Below are 20344 nucleotides of genomic sequence, written 5' to 3'. Positions count from 1 at the left end.
AGACTTCTCATGGATCTGACCTTAGCCTGGGCCGCCATCATCGCGCTCGGCCTGTTTCTCTACGTGGTGCTCGACGGCTTCGACCTCGGCATCGGCATTCTCTTCCCGTTCTTCCCCGATGCGCGCGAGCGCGACACGATGATGAACTCCGTCGCCCCAGTCTGGGATGGCAACGAGACGTGGCTCGTACTCGGCGGCGCGGGCCTGCTCGCCGCATTCCCGATGGTGTACTCGGTGCTGCTCTCGGCGCTGTATCTGCCGCTGGTGTTCATGCTGGTGTGTCTGATCTTTCGCGGCGTGGCTTTCGAGATTCGCGGGAAGTCGCGCCGCACTCGTCAGTGGTGGGATCTGGCGTTCATCGGAGGCTCGGCGGGCGCCACGTTCTTTCAGGGTGTCGCACTCGGCGCGTATCTCTCCGGCATACCGGTCGAGAACGGTCAGTTCGCGGGCGACGCCTTCGCGTGGGTCACGGCGTTCAATCTGTTCACCGGCCTGGGCCTGCTCGTGACATACGCGTTGCTCGGTGCGTGCTGGCTGATCGGCAAGACCGAGGGCGACTTACAGCGCCGCCTGCGCGTGCTGGCGTGGCCGCTGACACTGGCGCTCGTGGCGACCATGGCCATCGTCTCGCTGTGGACCCCGCTGCGACTGCCGCTCGTGGCCGAACGCTGGTTCGACGACGCATGGTTCTGGCGCTGCCTGCCGGTACCGTTCCTCGTGGCGGGCGCCACCCTCGTCATGCGTCGCGTGCTGCGTCAGGCACACGACGCCACCCCGTTCTGGCTCGCCATCGGCCTCGTGTTTCTCGGCTACAGCGGCCTGCTCATCAGCGCCTATCCCTACGCGATTCTGCCGGGCATCACGCTCTGGGACGCCGCCGCACCGCATTCGAGTCTGTCATTCACACTGTGGGGCGCAGCGTTCATCATTCCTGTCATCATCGCTTACACGATGCTGGCCTACTGGGTATTTCGCGGCAAGGTGACACACGATGCGCACTATCACTGATCTCGTGCGTCCCTCGGTGCGCCAGCACCGCGAGCAGGCGGTAGCGGTACGCCCGGCGTGGCAGCAGGGCCTGATTCGCTGGGGATGGTTTATCGCGCTATGGTGTGCAGGTGTCGCGGGTACCACACTGCTTGCACTACCATTCAAACTCATCATTGCATCTGCCAAATAGGAGGCATGCTTATGAAACGGCTTTCATCCCCGGTCGCAATTTGTGCTGCAAGTGCCGCGGCCATCGCCATGGCGCTCGCCGCCGGGACGGCGCGTGCCGAAGGCATGAGCGTCTCGTCGAGCGCGTTCGCAGACAGCGGCCTGCTGCCCGCGATCCATGCCGGGTTGGGCGAGTGCGGCGGGAAGAACGTCAGCCCGCCCGTCGAATGGAAAAATTTGCCGCAAGCCACGCACAGCGTCGTCGTCACGATGAAGGACCCCGACGGCGCGAAGGGCGGCGGTGTCGTGCATTGGCTCGCTTACAACATTCCGGCCACGGTCTCGTCGCTCGCCGCCGGTGCGGGTAACGAAACGGGCCCGGGCATTACCGTCGGCAAGAACGTCAGTGGCGCGCAAGCGTATCGCGGCGCATGCCCGCCGGTCGGCGACACGCCGCATCATTACATCATCACCGTGACGGCCACCGATATCGAACCGGGTCAGTTGCCGGCAGGGCTCGATGCCAATGGCCTGTCCGCCGCGCTCGCCGGTCATACCCTGAACGGCTCGACCATCGTGGCGCGCTACGGCCGATAACACGGCCCACGTCATAAAAAAGCGCTGGCGGGAGGATTCCCGCCAGCGCTTCTTCTTTGTCCGCTTGCCGCCGCGTACTTACTTGTCGCGAGCCAGCGCCAGGAACTCGGTGCGCAGCGCCAGATTGGGCTGCAACTCGCCAAGCATGGCCGAGGTCACCGTCTCCTCGCCCGCCGTGCGAATGCCACGGCTTTCCATGCACATGTGACGGCACGACACCACCACACCTACCGCCTTCGGCTGAAGATGCGTCATCAGCGCCTCGGCGACCTGCGTCGTCAAACGCTCCTGCACTTGCAAACGGCGGGCGAAGCAGTCAACCAGACGCGTGAGCTTCGACAAGCCGACGATCTTGCCGTTGGGCAGGTAACCAATGGTCGCCTTGCCGAAGAACGGCGCGAGATGGTGTTCGCAATGACTGTAGACAGGAATGCCACGCACCACGATCAATTCGTTGTACTGCTCTGCCCCGTCTTCGAAGACCTTGAGCACTTCAGCCGGGTCCTGACCATAACCGGCCGTCCATTGACGCCATGCTTTTTGCACACGTGACGGCGTTTCGTGCAGGCCGGGGCGGTCCGGGTCTTCGCCGATGTGTTTCAGGAATCGCTTCCAGTCGTTTTCGTCGAACGTGTCGTGAGACATATCAATCAAGCTCCTTGCATGAGGTCCGGTGCGCTGCGCCGCTACGGCTTGCGCGCCCCGTGCGCCGCCGGACATGTGCGCACAATAGCAGAGAGTCCCTTCGGGCGCATGTCGCCCCCCCCCCGACGGCCCCGCATTCCCGGATTGCCCGCCCCCGCGCTTTTGCGCTAAGGTGGCAGCGGACAACCGCAACGCACGAGGCGTGTCATGCAGGCATACACTCGCATGTGCACTAACGCGATGACTCTTGCCATTACCGTCGCACTGGCCGCACTGGCCGGCTGCGGCGATCGCGGCCCTGCGCCGTGGCAGGGCTATGTGGAAGGCGAGTTCGTCTACGTCGCCTCCTCTCAGGCCGGCACGCTCCAGACGCTGTCGGTCGCGCGCGGCCAGCAGGTCAAGGCGGGCGACGCCCTCTTCGCGCTTGAGTCCACCTTCGAGCTGGCCGCCCAATCGCACGCGCGCGAAACGCTCGCCAGCGCCGAAGCGCAATTGCGCGATCTCGATACCGGCAAGCGCCCCGACGAGATCGCAGTGTCCGCAGCACAACTCAAACAGGCCATCGCCGTGCGCGACAAGTCGGTCGCTCAGTTCGATCGCGATCAGGCGCAATACGCCGCAGGCGGCATCTCCCGCGAGCAACTCGACGCCAGCCGTGCCGACGCCCGCAGCAGCACCGCCCGCGTACAGGAACTGCAAAGCAGCCTCGCTGTGGCGAGACTGCCGGGTCGCCAGGCGCAGCGGCAGGCACAGGCCGCTCAGGTCGACGCGGCGCGCGCCTCGCTCACGCAGGCCGACTGGCAACTCGCGCAGAAGCGTCCGAGCGCGAGTGCTGCCGGGCGCGTGTACGACACGATGTATCGCGTAGGGGAATGGGTAGCGGCAGGCAGCCCTGTCGTGCGGCTGCTGCCTCCGGGCAACATCAAGGTCCGCTTCTTCGTGCCCGAAGCCGCGCTGGGCGGGTTGAGTGCCGGGCAAACGGTGCATATCGGCTGCGACGGCTGTGGCGCGGGTGTCGACGCCCGCATCACTTACATCTCCCATCAGGCGGAGTACACACCACCGGTCATCTACAGCAACGACACGCGCGACAAACTCGTCTACATGATCGAGGCGCACCCCGCTGCGGCCGACGCCACCAAGCTCAATCCGGGGCAGCCCGTGCAGGTCACGCGCCAATGAACGGCCGCGATACGCCTCCGCCCGGCACGACGGCGTCGCAGAACCCTCGCGGGGGCAACGGCGAACTCGCCATCGACGTGAACGGATTGAACAAACACTTTGGCGACAAGCACGTCGTCAAGGATGTCTCGCTGCAAGTTCGGCGCGGCGAGATCTTCGGCTTCCTCGGCCCGAACGGCAGCGGCAAGACGACCTGCATCCGCATGATGTGCGGCCTGCTGACGCCCGACTCGGGCAGCGGCACCTGTCTGGGCTTCGACATCGTGCGCGAGAGTGCGCAGATCAAGCGCCACGTCGGCTATATGACGCAACGCTTCTCGTATTGGGAAGATCTCACGATTCGCGAGAATCTGGATTTCGTCGCGCGCGTGTACGGCATGCCGAACCGGCGCGAAGCCGTCGATCGGGCGATCGAAGGGCTCGGGCTCAAGGGCCGCGCAAAGCAGTTGACCGGCTCGCTCTCGGGGGGCTGGAAGCAGCGACTCGCGCTCGCGGCGTGCATGTTGCACGAGCCACAGGTGCTGCTCCTCGACGAACCGACGGCAGGCGTCGACCCGACCGCGCGGCGCGACTTCTGGGAGGAACTGCACGAATTGGCCTCGCGCGGCATTTCCGTGCTCGTGAGCACGCACTACATGGACGAAGCCGAGCGCTGCCACAAGCTCGCCTACATCTCCTACGGCGAATTGCTCGCGCAGGGTACGGCGGCCGAGGTCATCGATAGCCAGCATCTGTCGACATGGACCGTCCACGGGGACAATCTCGTCGATCTTGCGCGCGAACTGCGCGCACAACCCGCTGTAGCGCAGACGGTCGCGTTCGGCAGCGCGTTGCATGTGAGCGGGCAGGACGCCGATGCACTGGGCGAGCTGCTGCATGAACTTGCCGCGACACACGGACTGCGTGTCACGCCCATCGACACCAGTCTGGAAGATGTCTTCATCTATCTGATGAGCCACGCGAAGGACAACTTCGGAGACGACGCATGAGCGCGCCGCTGGGGTTTTCCATCGCGCGGTGGTGGAGCATTGTGTGCAAGGAATTTCTGCAACTGCGCCGCGACCGCGTGACCTTCGCGATGATCGTGGGCGTGCCGCTCGTGCAACTGACGCTCTTCGGCTTTGCCATCAATACCGACCCCAAACACATGCCCACTGCGGCAATCGTGGCCGACGACAGCGAATTCACGCGCAGCTTGGTCGCGGCGATGGAGCACTCGGAATACTTCCACTTCACGGAGACGCTCACGAGCGAAGACGCGGGGCGCGCCGCGCTGGCGCAGGGACGCGTTCAGTTCGTGCTGAATATCCCCGCCGACTTCACGCGGCGGTTGTTGCGAGGCGAACGGCCCGCTGTCCTTGTCGAGGCCGACGCGACCGACCCGATGGCGATGGCCTCTGCGCTCGGGGCATTGCCTGCCATCGCACAGTCGGTCGCGCAGAAGGATCTGACCGGCCCGCTCGCTTCGCTGGCCGGCGGCCAGGGTGCGTTCGACGTGCAGGTACACCGGCTCTACAACGCCGAAGGCATCACCCAATACAACATCATTCCCGGCCTGATGGGCGTGATTCTGACGATGACGCTCGCCATGATGACCGGACTCGCCATCGTGCGCGAGCGCGAACGCGGCACGATGGAGAACCTGCTCGCGACACCCGTGCTGCCCATCGAGGTCATGACGGGCAAGATCGTGCCGTACATCGCCATCGGCCTGATTCAGGCGAGCATCATTCTCATCGCGGCACGCTTTGTCTTTCACGTGCCCTTCGAGGGTAGCGTGATCGCGATCTATCTTTCGGCACTGGTGTTCATCGCGGCCAATCTGACCGTGGGCATCGCGTTGTCGTCGTTCGCGCAGAATCAGTTGCAGGCCATGCAACTCACCGTGTTCTATTTCCTGCCGAACATGCTGCTCTCGGGCTTCATGTTTCCGTTTCGCGGCATGCCGGCGTGGGCCCAGGCCATCGGCAACGTGCTGCCGCTCACCTACTTCAACCGGCTCATTCGCGGCATTCTGCTCAAGGGCAATGGCTGGGGCGATGCCTGGCACGACCTGTGGCCGCTGCTGGTGTTCTCCGCGGTACTGATGACGGTGGCCGTGAAGTTCTACAAACGAACGCTCGACTGAGGCCATCATGCGAGTTGCCCGACGTGCGACGTGTCACTGTGCAACCCACCGCCTGACGTTCGGAGGGTGGCTTGCCCTCGGGCTCAGCACCACACTCGCCGCCTGCGCGGTCGGGCCGGACTTCCACACGCCTGAGCCCGCCAACGTTGTGCAATACACCACCGGTACTCAGTCGGCCACGACCCTCGGCACCGAGGGCGCGCAGGGCGCCGCGCAAACCCTCGTCGCCGGGGACGATGTACCGTCGCGCTGGTGGACACGTTTCGACTCCCCTGCGCTCGACGCGCTCGTCGCGCAAGCGCTGACCGATAGCCCAACGCTGCGGCAGGCGCAGGCGAAGCTGCGTCAGGCGCAAGAAGACTACCGCGCGCAGGCAGGCGCGCGATTGCTGCCCTCTGCCGATCTGAAACTCTCCGCCACACGCGAGCAAGTCGATCTGGCGTCGTTCGGCATCACCAGCGTGCCGAGTCCCGGGCCGTTCACCTTGTATAACGCGAGTGTCGATGTCTCATACACGCTGGACGTGTTCGGCGGCAACCGACGGGCACTGGAAGGTCTGGCCGCCCAGATCGACTATCAACGCTTCGAAGCGGAGGCCGCCCGGCTCTCCCTTGCGGGCAATGTCGTGACGGCCGCTTTGCGGCAAGCCAGCGCACGGGCGCAACTCTCGGCGCTGGAAGGCATGGCGAGCGCTCAGCGCGCGCAGCTCGATATCACGCGTTCGCGTCAACGTGCCGGCGGCGTCGCCACACTGGACGTCGAGAATCAGGCCGCACTCGTGGCGCAGACCGAAGCGCAGTTGCCCGCACTGCGCTTGCAGATCGCCCAGTACGATCATCAATTGGCGCGGCTGACCGGTCAGCCGCCCGGGGCGTTCACGTCGCCCGTCATCGATCTCGACAGCCTGCACCTGCCGCGCGCGGTTCCCGTTTCCCTGCCATCGACACTGGCCCGGCGACGCCCGGATATTCGCGCCTCGGAAGCGCTGCTGCACAAAGCCAGTGCCGACGTTGGCGTGGCGACGGCGAATCTGTATCCGCAATTCACCCTTTCCGGCAGCTTCGGCACCCAGCGCATGCGAACGGCCGATCTGGGCAACGGCATCAACATCTGGAACATCGGCATGAATCTGCTGCAACCGCTGTTTCGCGGCGGCGAGTTACGCGCACAACGGCGCGCCGCCGTCGCCGCTTATGACGCGGCACTGGCGTCGTATCAGGACACCGTCCTGCTCGGCCTGGCACAGGTCGCCGACGCGATGCGCGCGTTGGAGGCGGACGCCAGCACACTCGCCGCACGGGACGACGCGGCGCGGCGCGCGGAAGCCGCGTTCCGGATTGCGAGCGAGCGATACCGCGTGGGCGGCATCAGCCATCTCGCGCTGCTCGACGCACAACGTCAGGCACTCGACGCCACGCGTGCCCGGCTCGACGCCCAGGGCGCACGTCTGACGGACACGGCGGCCCTTTGGCAGGCGCTCGGTGGGGCAACGGCCGATGCCCCCGCCGCAACGGCCAATCCCTACCCCAGCGACTGAGCCTCGTCGGCGAGACACTTCATCAGCGTGGCGACCGGCGCACGCTTGAGCGCCGATTGACGCACGAGCACCCCAAGCTCGCGGGTGAGCGGTGCACCGGACAACGACAGCACCTGAACGCCCTGCGCGAGCATGCCGCCGCCTTTGCCGGCCTTTGCCGTTTTCGCTGCGGCATGGGCATCGACCGGCAGGCCGATGAGCGTCGCGGGCACGATCGACCATCCCAATCGTGCACGCACCAGCCGAACAATGACCTCGGGCTCGTCCAGCTCCACGCCTTCTCGCACCCACAGCCGATGCCGCCGCAGGTATCGATCCACCAGATCGCCGCCGTAGGAGCGTCGGTTGTAGCGCACGAAGGGCATTGCCATCGCCCAATCGGCCACCGTGCCACACGTGCCCTTTGGTGCGATGGCGACATAGGGCTCCTGCATCAGCGTGAGCCATTTCATATCGGCCGGCACGCCGATGCGCGGTCGGATCATCACGGCCAGATCAAGCTCTTTTGCGTCGAGCTGCCCCAGCAATTGCACGGACATGCCCGGCACGATGTTCAGATGCGGCATGGCACCGAGCGCCGTCCAGCGTTGCACCGCTCCCGGCAGCAAACCAAGCTGCACGGTGAGGATGGCGCCGACATGAATCGGTGCGAGCGCCGCCTGACCGTCATGCGCCCCGGCCTCGCCGCGCATGGCCTGATACCCCGAAATCACGCCCTGCGCCTGTGCAAGCAAACGGCGACCATCGTCCGATAGCGACACGGCGCGGCCGGTCCGCTCGAAGAGTTGCACGCCGAGATCGTCCTCGAGCCGCTGAATCTGGGCACTCACAGCCGACTGTGTCAGTCCGAGACGCGCCCCCGCCGCCGAGAACGACGCGGTTTCGGCTGCCGTGACGAAGGTTTTCAGGTAACGGATCATTGATCGAAAATTTTGTGACTGAGCGGTCGAATTATTCGTTTTTGATTATTTTTATCGATGGATAGAATTTACAGCAAATCGGTGCGGCCGTTGTCAGTGTTCACGCGCCGATAGCCAAGGAAAAAAGGACGTCTGCGAGACGTCGCGACATTCGCACCTCGCTCAACCCCACATTGCACCGGAGTCCACATGGCAACACCGCTCTTTCACCTCGCGTTTCCCGTCGACGACCTCGAAGCGGCCCGCCGCTTCTACGGCGGCGTGATGGGCTGCCCCGAAGGCCGCAGTTCCGATCACTGGATCGACTTCGATTTCTTCGGCCATCAACTGGTCGCGCATCTCTCGCCGGACGAGGCCGGCAAGCGCATCACGAATCCGGTCGACGGCGACGAGGTTCCTGTCCCGCATTTCGGCGTTATCCTTGACATGGCCGCCTGGCACGCACTGGCCGACCGCCTGCGCGCCGCCGGCACCCGTTTCGTGATCGAACCGCATATTCGCTTCGCCGGACAGGTGGGCGAGCAGGCAACGCTGTTCTTCTACGACCCGGCCGGCAACGCACTGGAGTTCAAGGCGTTCGCCGACTTGTCGCAGGTCTTCGCCAAGTAATGCGGTTCAAGGCGCCGTCGTGTGTCGGCGCTTGTCTATCGTTAGTTATTGTTTCGTTTCAGCCGAGAGTCTTCTCATGAGCCAATTCGTTATTTCGGCGCCGCCTCAGGCGTCGGTCGCCGTCGCAGGCAGCGACGCCCGTTTCCCCGTGCGCCGCGTGTTCTGCGTCGGCCGCAACTACGCTGCGCATGCGCGCGAGATGGGTAGCAATCCGGATCGCGAGCCGCCGTTCTTCTTCATGAAGCCGGCTGACGCCGTGGTCGCGGCCGAAGGCACGCTGCCCTACCCGCCGCTCACGAGCGAGTTGCATCACGAGATCGAACTGGTCGTGGCCATTGGTGCCGACGGCGAGAACGTCGATGCCCGCCAGGCACTGTCGCTCGTGTGGGGCTACGGAGTGGGTGTCGACCTCACGCGTCGCGACCTGCAGCAGCAGGCCAAAGACACGCGTCGTCCGTGGGACTGGGGCAAGGCGTTCGACGCCTCGGCACCCTGCGGCCCGCTGCACGCTGTGGCGGAAGTGGGGCATCCGAAGGAAGGCCGCGTCTGGCTCGACGTGAACGGCGAAACCCGTCAGACCGGCGATCTCAACGAACTGATCTGGTCGGTGCCCGATCTGATCGCCGAGATCTCGCGCAGCGTGAAGCTCGCCGCAGGCGACCTGATCTTCACCGGCACGCCGGCTGGCGTCGGGCCGCTCGAACCGGGCGACAAGGTCAGCGCCGGCGTAGCCGGTGTGGGAGAGATTGCCTTCACCGTCGGCAAGAAGCCCGCGGCCTGACGATTTGATTCGTCGTCCGATCATCGTGGCGACGATCTTACGGCCCCTGCACCGGTCGGCAAGGATATCCACAGCAACTGTTGATAACCCTTTGCATAAGTCCTCGGCCGGCGGCGCAAACGCCCGCCGGCATTGAGTGTCAAGTGCATTGCCTAATTTGCCGTCACCGGTGCGGCACTCACGCGCCCCGGCAGGCGCTTTGCAACACGCTGTCACTTCCCGTGTTTCTCCCCCACCCAGCCTTTCATTCCTGAAACGTTTTCGTTCGAAGGACAGCGAACACGCTGTTTCAACCAACGAACTTTCCTGTCGATTCAATGAGTTGCATCGATTGGCATGCTTCTCGCATTGATGAGGGGGCAAGCCGTCCGCTTCCGGGGAAGTCTCCTCGCCCGGGTCGACCGCCTCGGGAATCAAGCCATGAACGCCACATGGCCCCGGCACGCCCGATGCCTATCCCTCGCCGGGAGCGCCCCGGACGCGGACGGATTGCACCGGTGACCGATTCATGTCGGACGATGGGAAATCTTCAGGGAGGGGATCATGCAAATGCGCCGAACCGGGCCTTGCGCCCTAAGTCCCTGCGTCCGGTCGCTCGCGCCTGCGAGCCCGGCCAAGTCGGCCCGCCGTCATCCGCGTGAGCGGTGTGCGAGTTGGCGGCACCGGCGGCACGATGCCGCTGGCGATCGCCGCCATGTGGCGCCCGGGAGAGCCTTGCGCTGAAGCCAACCCTCGTCAGGTGGCTTCAGCCCTCTTCCGCCCAGACCTTGGCCGCACGCACCGCGCGCTGCCAGCCGCTCACGGCACGGGTCACGTCGCTCTCGGAGAGCTTGCGGGAAAACCGTCGCTGTAGCTGCCACTGACGTTGCAGCGTGTCGATGTCCGGCCAAAATCCGACGGCCAGTCCGGCGAGATAGGCGGCACCCGCCGCTGTCGTCTCGATCACCTTCGGGCGAACTACATCGGCCCCCAGCAAATCTGCCTGCCACTGCATCAGGAGATCGTTGGCCGCCGCGCCGCCATCGACACGCAACTCCGACACATGCAGACCGGCGTCGGCCTCCATGGCGCGCAAGACGTCGAGCGTCTGGAAGGCGATGCTGTCGAGTGCGGCCCGCGCCACATGTGCGGCGGTGGTGCCACGCGTGGCGCCGAACAGCGTGCCGCGTGCATGGGGTTGCCAATGTGGCGCGCCGAGTCCGGCGAACGCCGGCACGAGCACAACGCCATCGGCATCGGGCACGCTGGTCGCGAGTGCTTCCACATCGCGCGAGTGGCGAATGATGCCGAGTCCGTCACGCAACCACTGCACGACCGCACCGCCGATGAAGATGCTGCCCTCGAGCGCATAGTCCACCCGTTCGCCGATCTTCCACGCCACGGTCGTGAGCAGGTTGTGACGCGATGCCTGCGGTTGACTGCCGGTGTTCATCACCATGAAGCAACCCGTGCCGTAGGTGTTCTTCACCATGCCCGGTGAAAGACACATCTGGCCGAAGAGCGCCGCCTGCTGGTCGCCCGCGATACCCGCAATCGGCACCGGCACCGAGAACAATGGCGTGGCCGTGTGGCCGAACACTTCGCTCGACGAGCGCACCTCGGGCAACATGCTGCGCGGCACCCCGAGCAATGCGAGGAGCTCGTCGTCCCACGCGAGCGTATGGATGTTGAGGAGCATGGTGCGCGACGCATTCGACACGTCCGTGACGTGCAGCTTGCCCCCCGTCAAATGCCAGACGAGCCAGCTATCGACCGTGCCGAACGCGAGATGCCCGGCGTCGGCGGCCTCGCGCGCCCCCTCGACGTTATCGAGAATCCAGCGAATCTTGGTGCCGGAAAAATAGGAGTCGATGCGCAGCCCGGTGCGGCTCGATACCAGCGCTTCCTTGCCCTGCGCACGCAACGCATCGCAGAAATCGGCCGTGCGGCGGTCCTGCCAGACAATGGCGTTATATACCGGCTCGCCCGTGCGGCGGTCCCAGACAACGGTCGTCTCGCGCTGATTTGTGATGCCGATGGCCGAGATGTCGCTGCCACCCACACCGGCATGCGTCAATGCTTCGGCAGCCACGCCGGCCTGCGTCGACCAGATCTCGCGCGGATCGTGCTCGACCCATCCGGGGTGCGGATAAATCTGACGGAATTCTTTCTGTGCGGTTGCCACGACATGGCCATCGCGGTCGAACAGCAATGCTCGCGAACTGGTCGTACCCTGATCGAACGCGAGGATGTAGCCGCCTCCTGCCATTGCGCTTGTCTCCTGTTTTTGTGTGAACGTCAGGCAGCCATTTCCATGTGCTGCGCGAACCACTGTTGCACGCTGGCTTCGCCGTCCTTTCCGACGTGCAGACCAAGTTTGGTCCGGCGCCACAACACGTCTTGTGCAGTGCGCGCCCATTCGTATTGCACAAGATAGCGCAGTTCGGCTTCATACAGATCGCCGCAGAGGTGTTGCCCCAGCCCGTCGAGCGAGGTCGCATCGCCCACCAGCACATGCGTGCGCGTACCGTAGGTGCGCGCGTAGCGATGCGCCAGCGCCTGCGGTAGCCACGGAAACTGCGCACGCAGCGATGTTTCGAAGGCGCCGGCATCCGGCTCGGCCATGTCGCCCCCCGGCAGCGGCGCGCCCGCCGTCCAGTCGCCATGCGTGAAGCCCAGCGGGCCGTGCAGGTGCGACATGGCCTCTTCCGCGAGACGACGGTACGTCGTGATCTTGCCGCCGAATACCGACAGCAGCGGCGCACGCTTGGCGGAGGCATCCAGCTCGAGCTTGTAATCGCGCGTGACGGCCGACGGGTTCGAGACCTCTTCTTCCATCAACGGCCGCACGCCCGCATAAGTCCAGACGACATCGCCCGGCACGATCGGCCGGGTGAAATACTCGCTGGCCGATTTGCAGAGATAAGCGATCTCGTCATCGTTGATCGCAACGTGCGCCGGGTCGCCGTGATACTCGATATCGGTTGTGCCAATCAGCGTGAAGTCGCGCTCATACGGAATCGCGAAGATGATGCGCTTGTCCGGATTCTGGAAGATGTAGGCGTGATCGTGATCGAACAGCTTGCGCGTCACGATATGGCTGCCCTTGACCATGCGCACGCGGTGCGTTGCACTCTGGCGCAGCACCTCACCCAGCAGATGACCGACCCAGGGCCCGGCCGCATTCACCATGGCCCGCGCGCGCACGGTCTGGTGGGAGCCGTCGGGCGTCTCGATCTGTGCCGTCCACATGTGCTCGCCGCGATCCGCGCCGATGAGGCGCGTGCGCGTGAGAACCGTGGCGCCGCGCTCGGCGGCATCCTGCGCGTTGAGCACGACCAGACGCGCATCTTGCACCCAGCCGTCCGAGTAGACGAAACCGCGCGTGAGATCGCGGCGCAACGGCGCACCGGCCGGATGCTGGCGCAGATCGATGCCGCGCGAGCCCGGCAGTATTTCTCGCCGTGCCAGATGATCGTAGAGGAACAGCCCGGCACGAATCAGCCACGCCGGACGCAGGTTCGGCATATGCGGCATCACGAAGCGAAGCGGCCACATGATGTGCGGCGCGGCGCGCAACAGCACTTCACGCTCCTGCAACGCCTTGCGGACCAGACCGAACTCGTAATACTCGAGATAGCGCAACCCGCCGTGAATCAGCTTGGTGCTCGCCGACGAGGTATGCGATGCCAGATCATCCTGCTCGACGAGCAATACCCGCAGACCGCGCCCCGCGGCATCGCGCGCAATGCCCGTTCCATTGATCCCGCCGCCGACGACCAGCAAGTCGTAGGGTGCAAGGAGATTGTCCGATGGTGAATGGGCGGATGTCTGCACGTCGTCACTCCCGGGGTGATGGGCGTCAAATCAGAGAAAGGTCGAAACTGTTCGTTATCGATGTTCGTTTTCGAACATCGATATTCGAATTTTAACAGATCACGTCAATTGAGTTTCGAATTCGCGCATTTCCTTGCCTCGATGTGCGAATTCGCGCCAATCTTGTTCCGCGAGCCGCGTCAGTCCGCGACGTGTACCACCGTGCCCGCCTCGGCGATCACCTGCGCCATGCCTTCAGGCACCGGACGATCGGTGAACAGCGCGTCGACCTGAGACAGGTGTCCGAGCCGGACAAGCGCGGGGCGACCGAACTTGCTGTGGTCAGCGGCCAGAAATACGGTGCGCGACTGCGCGATGATCGCCTCGGCAACACGCACTTCGCGATAATCGAAGTCTCGCAGCGTGCCGTCGGCGTCGATGGCAGAGATCCCCACGATGCCGAAATCGACTTTGAACTGGCGAATGAAGTCGAGCGTAGCCTCGCCGGTCACGCCCTGATCGCGGGCGCGCACTACGCCGCCGGTGATGATCACCTCGGCATCGGCGTAACTGCTCATCATGGCGGCGACGTGCAGATTGTTGGTGATGACGCGCAAACCGCGGTGGCGTGACAACGCCCGGGCCACGGCTTCCGTCGTGGTGCCCAGATTGATGAAGATCGAGGCGTGATCGGGGATTTGCTCCGCCAGACGTACCGCGATGCGGCGTTTCTCGTCGGCCAGATGTGTCTGCCGGGCATCGTACGCGTCGTTTTCCGCCCCACCCGGCAGGCCAACGCCGCCATGGTAGCGGCGCACCCACTTGCGTTCGGCCAGAGAGTTGATGTCGCGCCGGATCGTCTGCGGCGTCACGTCGAAGCGTGCGGCCAGTTCGTCGACCGTGAGGAAGCCGTCGCGGCGCACCGCGTCGAACAGCGCCTGCTGACGCGGGTTCAGCGAGGCCTGCGCCGCATCTCCTGTCGCGGTGGGCGCCCCTGAGGTATCGACGGAGGTGACATCGACGGATGAAGCATCGACGGATTCAGAGGATTCGGTATGGGACATCGGTACGCACGCAGTCAAAACCCTCATGCCGCCCGGCCGGCGGCATGTTCGTCGTCATGATACCCCGTCGTTGTATGACGCCGCCGTGACAACCGCATGACGCCCGGCGACTACCGCCGGGCCGTGGCGATCAGAGGCACTGACGCACGGCGTCGGCGAGCGACTGCGGGCCGGTCGACCCGAGATAGAGCGAACCCTGGCTGCCCGGCTTGTGCGGTGCGAGATCGAGAACGGCGAGAATGCCGTCGTCCTGCGAGGAGAGTTGGAGCGTTTGGCCCGTGCCGGCCTTTTGCCGTTGCAGACGGGCGTAAGGCAGTTGCTTCTTCCAGAGACGCGCCGTGCAGGCACTCACGCTCGCAAATGCCTTTTTCGAGGCCCCCTGCCAGACGGCGCCGTTGCTGCGCGCGTCGTCTATCGTGTCGCGATAGGCGGGCAACGTCTCGACTTTTACATTTTCCGGTGCAACGTCGGCAACGCTACCGACCGGCGGATCGTCGCGCGATGCGACGGGCGCCGTCTGCGCGCATGCGGCCAGCAACACAACGAGCGCCACGCTCGCTGCGGCAACCGCCCCAGTGGCACTGCGCCGCGCCCCACGCGTCGTGCCGGAATTCCTGTCTTTGCCCCGGTTCATGCCCCGCTCCACGCTTGCAAATGACTGTCGCACGCGCCATGTCTTCCGGCCGCCGCCGCCAGCCGGGCATCGTCGTGTCGACAACCTAGTATCTGGTTCCGGCGCCCAATCGCTGAGGGATGGTCGGCTACTGGCCACGCGATGTCTTTCTGCATCCGGGTCGGGCCACAGCTCGCGCCGTATTGTTCGTTCTGCTCTGGTGATGCCGGTACGCCCCACGCGCACACCCCGCGCCTTGCATTGCGGGCCATGCGGCCTATCGGGCGACACACCGCCAGTTGGCGCTCATCTTACTCGTGTTATTCATAGCATGGCAATTCACGCAATGCGCGCTGGCCCGAATCGCGTATATTGCATGTTTCTGTCACACTGCGCCGCACCGCCTCGTGCACGACCCTGCTGCGAGCCGACGTGCCATCCCGTCCACCGGGCCCTGGATCGACCATCCGGCCGGTACGCCATAAGCGATAACAACAAGCGGGCTGATCGACACCCGTGGCGCACGTGAATCCAGCCAACCCGTATCCACTTTTTGCGACTGTCCCGATTTCCATGTCCAGCAATGCGCAAGCCCCGATCATCGTCATCGCCCCCGATTCGTTCAAAGGTTCGTTGAGTGCCCCGGAAGTGGCGCGCGCCATCGCGTCCGGCATTGCCCGGGTGTTGCCGCAGGCCGATCTGCGGCTGCGTCCGATGGCCGACGGCGGCGAAGGCACGCTCGACGCCCTGCTCTCCGCCGGCGGGCGCCGGGTGCCGCTGTCCGTGCGCGGCGCAGGTCAGGCGTCGGTCACGGCCGAGTACGGCATCATGCCCGACGGCACGGGGGTGCTGGAGAGCGCCAATGTGGTGAGCATTACCGACCCCGTCGGCATGCAGACGCCGGTGGCCGAGCGCTCGACGGTGGGCCTCGGCGAACTGCTGCGCGCACTGCTCGATACCGGCGCACGCCGTGTGCTCATCGGTCTGGGCGGCAGCAGCACGAACGACGGCGGCGCCGGTCTGCTGGTCGGTCTCGGCGCGCGCCTGCTCGACGAATCGGGCGAAGCCGTGCCGCCGGTGCCCGCGGCGCTTCATCGCGTTGCATCGATCGATCTGAACGGGCTCGACGCCCGCCTGAAGGACTGCGAGCTGATCGCCATGTCCGACGTCAACAATCCGCTCAACGGCACGCAAGGCGCGACGGCAATCTTCGGACCACAAAAGGGTGTGAGTGAAGCCCAGGTCGAACCGCTTGATCGCGCCATCGCGCATTTCGCCGGCCATGCCCATCGCGCGTTCAACGCCAACGAAGCGGCGAGCCGTGCCGGTGCCGGCGCCGCAGGCGGTCTCGGCTTTGCGTTGCATTTGCTCGGTGCGCAATTCCGCTCCGGCGCCGAGGTGGTCGCCGAGCGCGTCGGCCTGCCGCAGGCGGTGGAAGGTGCCGACTGGCTCATCACCGGCGAAGGCCGTAGCGACGGGCAAACGCTCTCCGGCAAGACACCGATGATTGCCGCGCAGGTGGCCATCAAGGCAGGTGCGAGCGCATCGCTGCTCTCGGGCGCCATCGATCGCAGCGCGCTCGATAGCCTCTCGCGTGTATTCTCGGGATGTTTCTCGCTGACGTTCGGCCCGACCACGCTGGAAAAGGCGATTGCCGATGCCGCAGGCCTGCTCACCGACAGCGCGGAACAGATGACCCGCCTGCGCTATACCCACAAGGGCTGAGACGCACGCGTCATCTCATCACGGCGATTGCCTTATTCGACGATGCCCAGCGCGGCAGCGGCCAGCCGCGCTACCGCCAACGTGCCCCGGGCATCGCCGCCATCCTCAGCGTGCCAGACGGCAGACAGCCCTGCCCACGCCAATACCCACTGCAACAGCCGTTGATGCTCGATGGCGGCAGCATGCGTCACGATCTCGACGCGCCGCGCAAAGACGCCGGGCGCCAGTGCCGTGTCGTCGTCGGGATTGCAGAAGAGATTCGCATAGTCGAAGCCGCGCTCGCCGTAGAGTCCTTTCGGATCAATGGCGAGCCACCCTCTGTCGCCGAAGTCCAGCACGTTGGCATGATGCACATCCCCATGCAATACGACTTCGTCACGCGGCGCGTTCAGTAACGCAAGCGCGGCATTCGCGCTATGACGCAGGATGGACGGCCCTCCCGGCGCCGACGCCAGCAGCGCGCCGAACCAGTCATGCAACGTCGCGAGCGCCGGCCGGCGCCCGGCACGCGGCCGATGCAAGTGTCCGACGGTCGCACAAAGAATGCGGGTTGCATCGTCGTCATGGCCCGTTCTGGACATCTCCGCGAGCGACGCCGAGCCCTGTGCCCGCACCATCAGCAGCGCCTCACCGTCGTGCGCCAGCACAGGCGCGGCACCGTCGCCGCCCCACCACACCATAAGATTCGCCCCCGCGATTTCTTCGGGTTCATGCGAGATCTTGAGAATGGCAGGCGTGTGCCCCTGACGCACAGGCAGCAATTGGCCGGCATGAGAGGTAAACGCCTCGCCGTCGCGGGTGAGGCGCCATCGTTTCAGATACGGTTCGAACATGTCCGTGCCCATCGGGCGTAGGGGCGGTTGGCGGACGTTGAGGCGCCACTGGCGCTGCGGGTGATCGATGGGGCTGCGCTCGGCGCCAGATCACACCATCAAGTCCACAAACTGGTGCACCGGCATCGCCTCGAGCCGTTGCTGATCGAGCGCAACGTCGAGAATACGCGATTGCGCGCGAGCGGCAAACCGCCGCGCCAGATTCGTCTTGAACTTCTCCACAAGCAGCGGAATTCCCTCCGCACGCCGGCGCATATGGCCGATGGGATATTCGACCAGCACTTCGTCGAGCGCGGTGCCGTCGCTCAGAGTCACGGTCAGTCCGTTGGCAATCGAGCGCTTGTCGGGATCGTGATAGTCGCGGGTGAACTGCGGATCTTCCTCGCAGACGATCTTCGCGCGCAACGCGTCGATACGGGGATCGGCCGCGACCGCGTCCTCGTAATCGGCCGCCGTCAGACGCCCGAACAACAGCGGCACCGCCACCATGTACTGAATGCAGTGATCGCGATCTGCGGGATTGGCGAGTGGCCCCTGCTTGTCGATGATGCGAATCGCCGCCGCATGCGTGCGGATTCTGACTGAGCGAATCTCCTGCGCGCTACGTCCCATTGCCTGCAATTGATGATGCAATGTCATCGCGGCCTCTGCGGCGGTCTGCGCGTGAAACTCCGCCGGAAACGAGATCTTGAACAGCACGTTCTCCATTACATACGACCCGTAGGGACGCTCAAACGTGAACGGCTTGCCCTTGAACAGCACGTCGTAAAAGCCCCAGGTACTGGCGGTAAGCACCGACGGATAGCCCATCTCGCCGGTACGTGCCATCAGCGCGAGCCGCACGGCGCGGCTCGTCGCATCGCCGGCCGCCCACGACTTGCGACTGCCGGTGTTCGGCGCGTGACGATACGTGCGCAGACTCTGCCCATCGACGAAGGCGAGCGAAAGTGCATTGATCAGTTCGTCGCGGGAAAGGCCCAACATTTCGCCGACAACCGCCGTCGACGCGACTTTCACCAGCACGACATGATCGAGGCCGACCTGATTGAACGAGTTCTCCAGCGCCAGACACCCCTGAATCTCATGCGCCTTGATCATGGCAGCCAGCACATGACGCATGGTCAGCGGCGGCTGACTCTGCGCCACCGCCGTGCGCGAGAGCCAGTCGGCCGTCATTAGAATGCCGCCGAGATTGTCGGACGGGTGCCCCCATTCGGCAGCCAGCCAGGTGTCGTTGAAGTCGAGCCAGCGAATCATCGCGCCCAGACTGAACGCGGCCTGCACGGGATCGAGTTGATACGGCGTGCCAGGCACCTTCGCGCCGTTCGGCACCACCGTGCCCGGCACGATGGGTCCCAACAGCTTGGTGCAGGCGGGATAGGACAGCGCTTCGAAACCGCAGCCGAGCGTATCGATCAGGCAGTTGCGGGCGGTGTCGAAGGCGAGATCGCTGCGGATCTCGTAAGTCAGGACGTAGTCGACAATGTCTGAGAGAACCTTGTCGGGCGAGGGACGCACATTCGAGATGCCAGCAGACATCGACGACCTCCTGTGATCACGTGCTCAGAACGCGTCTCCGGGAATTCGCACCCAACCTTCCATCAGCACACGGGCGCTGCGACTCATGATGGCTTTCGTGACCGTCCACTCGCCATCTTGTTGCTTCGCCTCCGCCCCGACCCGCAATGTGCCCGACGGATGCCCGAAACGCACGGCATTGCGCTCGCCGCCACCGGCGGCCAGATTGACCAGCGTGCCCGGAATCGCCGCCGCAGCGCCAATGCAGACTGCCGCGGTGCCCATCATGGCATGATGCAGCTTGCCCATCGACAGGGCACGCACCAGCAGATCGATGTCGCCGGGATTCACGGCCTTGCCGCTCGACGCCGTATAGCCGGCCGGCTTCGCCACGAAGGCGACTTTCGGCGTGTGCTGGCGCGTCGCGGCCTCCGACACCTCCTTGATCAGGCCCATGCGGATCGCGCCATGCGCACGAATGGTCTCGAACATCGCGAGCGCCTTCGGATCGCCGTTGATCGCGTCCTGCAATTCCGTGCCCCGATAGCCGATATCTTCCGCATTGAGGAAAATGGTCGGAATGCCGGCGTTGATCATCGTCGCCTTGAAAGTGCCCACACCGGGCACTTCGAGATCGTCGACGAGATGCCCGGTCGGGAACATGGCCCCGCCCTCGCCGTCTTCCTCCGCCGCAGGATCGAGGAATTCGAGCTGAACTTCGGCGGCCGGGAACGTCACGCCGTCGAGTTCGAAGTCGCCCGTCTCCTGCACCGCACCGTCTGTCATCGGGACATGCGCAATGATCGTCTTGCCGATATTGGCCTGCCAGATACGCACGATGGCCACGCCGGCGCGCGGCACCCGCGCGGGGTCCACCAGCCCGCCGCTGATCGCGAACGGGCCAACGGCCGCCGACAGATTGCCGCAATTACCGCTCCAGTCGACAAACTTCTGGTCGATCGACACCTGACCGAACAAATAATCCACATCGTGCCCGGGCCGCTCGCTCTTCGCGACGATGACCGTCTTGCTGGTGCTCGACGTCGCGCCGCCCATGCCGTCGATCTGCTTGCCGTAGGGGTCCGGACTGCCGATCACACGCATGAGCAGTGCGTCGCGCGCCGGCCCCGCCACCTGGGCGGCAGCAGGCAGGTCCTGCAAGCGAAAGAACACGCCCTTGCTGGTACCGCCACGCATATAGGTGGCGGGAATACGGATTTGTGGCTGATGCGCCATCAC

General features: G+C 64.8%; 19 protein-coding genes. 10 read left to right on the top strand and 9 right to left on the bottom strand.

Annotation, left to right across the window (positions count from 1 at the left end):
* The first annotated feature begins 9 nt into the window (after positions 1-9).
* From cydB to PI93_RS12365, 3 genes are read left to right on the top strand one after another with little or no spacing between them, the layout of a single operon-like run.
* Positions 10-1008 carry a cytochrome d ubiquinol oxidase subunit II gene (cydB, locus tag PI93_RS12375; protein ID WP_039371326.1) on the top strand — a complete coding sequence of 333 codons (999 nt, stop codon included), beginning with the start codon at positions 10-12 and terminating at the stop codon, positions 1006-1008.
* Positions 992-1180 (top strand): hypothetical protein, encoded by a 189-nt coding sequence (locus PI93_RS12370; RefSeq protein ID WP_144400259.1) that lies wholly within the window; start codon positions 992-994, stop codon positions 1178-1180. Before cydB ends, PI93_RS12370 begins: the two co-directional genes overlap by 17 nt.
* 11 nt (positions 1181-1191) lie before the next feature.
* Positions 1192-1755 carry a YbhB/YbcL family Raf kinase inhibitor-like protein gene (locus tag PI93_RS12365; RefSeq protein ID WP_039371323.1) on the top strand — a complete coding sequence of 188 codons (564 nt, stop codon included), beginning with the start codon at positions 1192-1194 and terminating at the stop codon, positions 1753-1755.
* A 78-nt stretch (positions 1756-1833) separates the two neighbouring features.
* Here the strand turns inward: PI93_RS12365 and folE are convergent, their stop codons facing one another.
* Entirely contained in the window at positions 1834-2400 is a 567-nt protein-coding gene (gene folE / locus PI93_RS12360) for a GTP cyclohydrolase I FolE (RefSeq protein ID WP_039371320.1), read from the bottom strand.
* Between the two features lie 240 nt (positions 2401-2640).
* Between folE and PI93_RS12355 the strand changes: the two genes are divergently transcribed.
* The 4 genes from PI93_RS12355 to PI93_RS12340 are packed head-to-tail and all read left to right on the top strand — an operon-like array spanning position 2641 to position 7247.
* Positions 2641-3582: an HlyD family secretion protein gene (locus tag PI93_RS12355; RefSeq protein ID WP_224786227.1), complete on the top strand. Its 942-nt coding sequence runs from the start codon at positions 2641-2643 to the stop codon at positions 3580-3582.
* Entirely contained in the window at positions 3579-4571 is a 993-nt protein-coding gene (locus PI93_RS12350; RefSeq protein WP_039371317.1) for an ABC transporter ATP-binding protein, read from the top strand. Before PI93_RS12355 ends, PI93_RS12350 begins: the two co-directional genes overlap by 4 nt.
* Positions 4568-5710: an ABC transporter permease gene (locus PI93_RS12345; RefSeq protein WP_039371314.1), complete on the top strand. Its 1143-nt coding sequence runs from the start codon at positions 4568-4570 to the stop codon at positions 5708-5710. Before PI93_RS12350 ends, PI93_RS12345 begins: the two co-directional genes overlap by 4 nt.
* A 7-nt stretch (positions 5711-5717) precedes the next feature.
* Complete coding sequence (locus PI93_RS12340) at positions 5718-7247, top strand: efflux transporter outer membrane subunit (protein ID WP_052240715.1); 1530 nt, start codon at positions 5718-5720, stop codon at positions 7245-7247.
* Here the strand turns inward: PI93_RS12340 and PI93_RS12335 are convergent.
* Positions 7232-8167: a LysR family transcriptional regulator gene (locus tag PI93_RS12335; protein WP_039371310.1), complete on the bottom strand. Its 936-nt coding sequence runs from the start codon at positions 8165-8167 to the stop codon at positions 7232-7234. The two genes, PI93_RS12340 and PI93_RS12335, sit on opposite strands and share 16 nt — an antisense overlap.
* 189 nt (positions 8168-8356) lie before the next feature.
* Here PI93_RS12335 and PI93_RS12330 point away from each other — a divergent pair, with 189 nt between their 5' ends.
* Both PI93_RS12330 and PI93_RS12325 read left to right on the top strand, forming a co-directional pair.
* Entirely contained in the window at positions 8357-8776 is a 420-nt protein-coding gene (locus PI93_RS12330) for a VOC family protein (protein WP_039371306.1), read from the top strand.
* Between the two features lie 76 nt (positions 8777-8852).
* Positions 8853-9557, top strand: a complete 705-nt coding sequence (locus PI93_RS12325; RefSeq protein WP_039371303.1) for a fumarylacetoacetate hydrolase family protein — start codon at positions 8853-8855, stop codon at positions 9555-9557.
* Positions 9558-10302: 745 nt separating this feature from the next.
* Here PI93_RS12325 and glpK read toward each other — a convergent pair.
* The 4 genes from glpK to PI93_RS12305 form a co-directional block, all read right to left on the bottom strand.
* Complete coding sequence (gene glpK, locus PI93_RS12320) at positions 10303-11805, bottom strand: glycerol kinase GlpK (RefSeq protein WP_039371300.1); 1503 nt, start codon at positions 11803-11805, stop codon at positions 10303-10305.
* 29 nt (positions 11806-11834) lie between these two features.
* On the bottom strand, positions 11835-13373 hold the full coding sequence (glpD, locus tag PI93_RS12315; protein ID WP_052240714.1) for a glycerol-3-phosphate dehydrogenase: 1539 nt from the start codon (positions 13371-13373) through the stop codon (positions 11835-11837).
* 179 nt (positions 13374-13552) lie between these two features.
* Complete coding sequence (locus PI93_RS12310) at positions 13553-14416, bottom strand: DeoR/GlpR family DNA-binding transcription regulator (protein ID WP_236105583.1); 864 nt, start codon at positions 14414-14416, stop codon at positions 13553-13555.
* 130 nt (positions 14417-14546) lie between these two features.
* Entirely contained in the window at positions 14547-15050 is a 504-nt protein-coding gene (locus PI93_RS12305) for a hypothetical protein (RefSeq protein WP_039371297.1), read from the bottom strand.
* Between the two features lie 552 nt (positions 15051-15602).
* On the opposite strand from PI93_RS12305, the gene PI93_RS12300 reads away from it, so the two are divergent.
* Entirely contained in the window at positions 15603-16754 is a 1152-nt protein-coding gene (locus tag PI93_RS12300; protein ID WP_039371296.1) for a glycerate kinase, read from the top strand.
* Positions 16755-16786: 32 nt separating this feature from the next.
* On the opposite strand, the gene PI93_RS12295 is transcribed toward PI93_RS12300, so the two are convergent.
* The 3 genes from PI93_RS12295 to prpF all read right to left on the bottom strand — a co-directional run bounded on the left by PI93_RS12295 (position 16787) and on the right by prpF (position 20341).
* Entirely contained in the window at positions 16787-17587 is an 801-nt protein-coding gene (locus PI93_RS12295; RefSeq protein WP_080759240.1) for an aminoglycoside phosphotransferase family protein, read from the bottom strand.
* A gap of 90 nt (positions 17588-17677) precedes the next feature.
* Positions 17678-19126 carry a bifunctional 2-methylcitrate dehydratase/aconitate hydratase gene (locus PI93_RS12290; protein WP_039371291.1) on the bottom strand — a complete coding sequence of 483 codons (1449 nt, stop codon included), beginning with the start codon at positions 19124-19126 and terminating at the stop codon, positions 17678-17680.
* 24 nt (positions 19127-19150) lie between these two features.
* Positions 19151-20341 (bottom strand): 2-methylaconitate cis-trans isomerase PrpF, encoded by a 1191-nt coding sequence (prpF, locus tag PI93_RS12285; protein WP_039371287.1) that lies wholly within the window; start codon positions 20339-20341, stop codon positions 19151-19153.
* Positions 20342-20344: the final 3 nt, after the last annotated feature.

This window comes from Pandoraea fibrosis (assembly GCF_000807775.2).
GTDB lineage: Bacteria > Pseudomonadota > Gammaproteobacteria > Burkholderiales > Burkholderiaceae > Pandoraea > Pandoraea fibrosis.
Note: the sequence above shows the minus strand (reverse complement) of the source record. Positions and strands in the feature narration are given on the sequence as shown.

Excerpts from the sequence above, each read along its gene's own strand:
- cydB (WP_039371326.1), top strand. The coding sequence starts at position 10 with ATGGATCTGACCTTAGCCTGGGCCGCCATCATCGCGCTCGGCCTGTTT.
- PI93_RS12370 (WP_144400259.1), top strand. The coding sequence starts at position 992 with ATGCGCACTATCACTGATCTCGTGCGTCCCTCGGTGCGCCAGCACCGC.
- PI93_RS12365 (WP_039371323.1), top strand. The coding sequence starts at position 1,192 with ATGAAACGGCTTTCATCCCCGGTCGCAATTTGTGCTGCAAGTGCCGCG.
- folE (WP_039371320.1), bottom strand. The coding sequence starts at position 2,400 with ATGTCTCACGACACGTTCGACGAAAACGACTGGAAGCGATTCCTGAAA.
- PI93_RS12355 (WP_224786227.1), top strand. The coding sequence starts at position 2,641 with ATGACTCTTGCCATTACCGTCGCACTGGCCGCACTGGCCGGCTGCGGC.
- PI93_RS12350 (WP_039371317.1), top strand. The coding sequence starts at position 3,579 with ATGAACGGCCGCGATACGCCTCCGCCCGGCACGACGGCGTCGCAGAAC.
- PI93_RS12345 (WP_039371314.1), top strand. The coding sequence starts at position 4,568 with ATGAGCGCGCCGCTGGGGTTTTCCATCGCGCGGTGGTGGAGCATTGTG.
- PI93_RS12340 (WP_052240715.1), top strand. The coding sequence starts at position 5,718 with ATGCGAGTTGCCCGACGTGCGACGTGTCACTGTGCAACCCACCGCCTG.
- PI93_RS12335 (WP_039371310.1), bottom strand. The coding sequence starts at position 8,167 with ATGATCCGTTACCTGAAAACCTTCGTCACGGCAGCCGAAACCGCGTCG.
- PI93_RS12330 (WP_039371306.1), top strand. The coding sequence starts at position 8,357 with ATGGCAACACCGCTCTTTCACCTCGCGTTTCCCGTCGACGACCTCGAA.
- PI93_RS12325 (WP_039371303.1), top strand. The coding sequence starts at position 8,853 with ATGAGCCAATTCGTTATTTCGGCGCCGCCTCAGGCGTCGGTCGCCGTC.
- glpK (WP_039371300.1), bottom strand. The coding sequence starts at position 11,805 with ATGGCAGGAGGCGGCTACATCCTCGCGTTCGATCAGGGTACGACCAGT.
- PI93_RS12310 (WP_236105583.1), bottom strand. The coding sequence starts at position 14,416 with ATGTCCCATACCGAATCCTCTGAATCCGTCGATGCTTCATCCGTCGAT.
- PI93_RS12305 (WP_039371297.1), bottom strand. The coding sequence starts at position 15,050 with ATGAACCGGGGCAAAGACAGGAATTCCGGCACGACGCGTGGGGCGCGG.
- PI93_RS12300 (WP_039371296.1), top strand. The coding sequence starts at position 15,603 with ATGTCCAGCAATGCGCAAGCCCCGATCATCGTCATCGCCCCCGATTCG.
- PI93_RS12295 (WP_080759240.1), bottom strand. The coding sequence starts at position 17,587 with ATGTTCGAACCGTATCTGAAACGATGGCGCCTCACCCGCGACGGCGAG.
- PI93_RS12290 (WP_039371291.1), bottom strand. The coding sequence starts at position 19,126 with ATGTCTGCTGGCATCTCGAATGTGCGTCCCTCGCCCGACAAGGTTCTC.
- prpF (WP_039371287.1), bottom strand. The coding sequence starts at position 20,341 with ATGGCGCATCAGCCACAAATCCGTATTCCCGCCACCTATATGCGTGGC.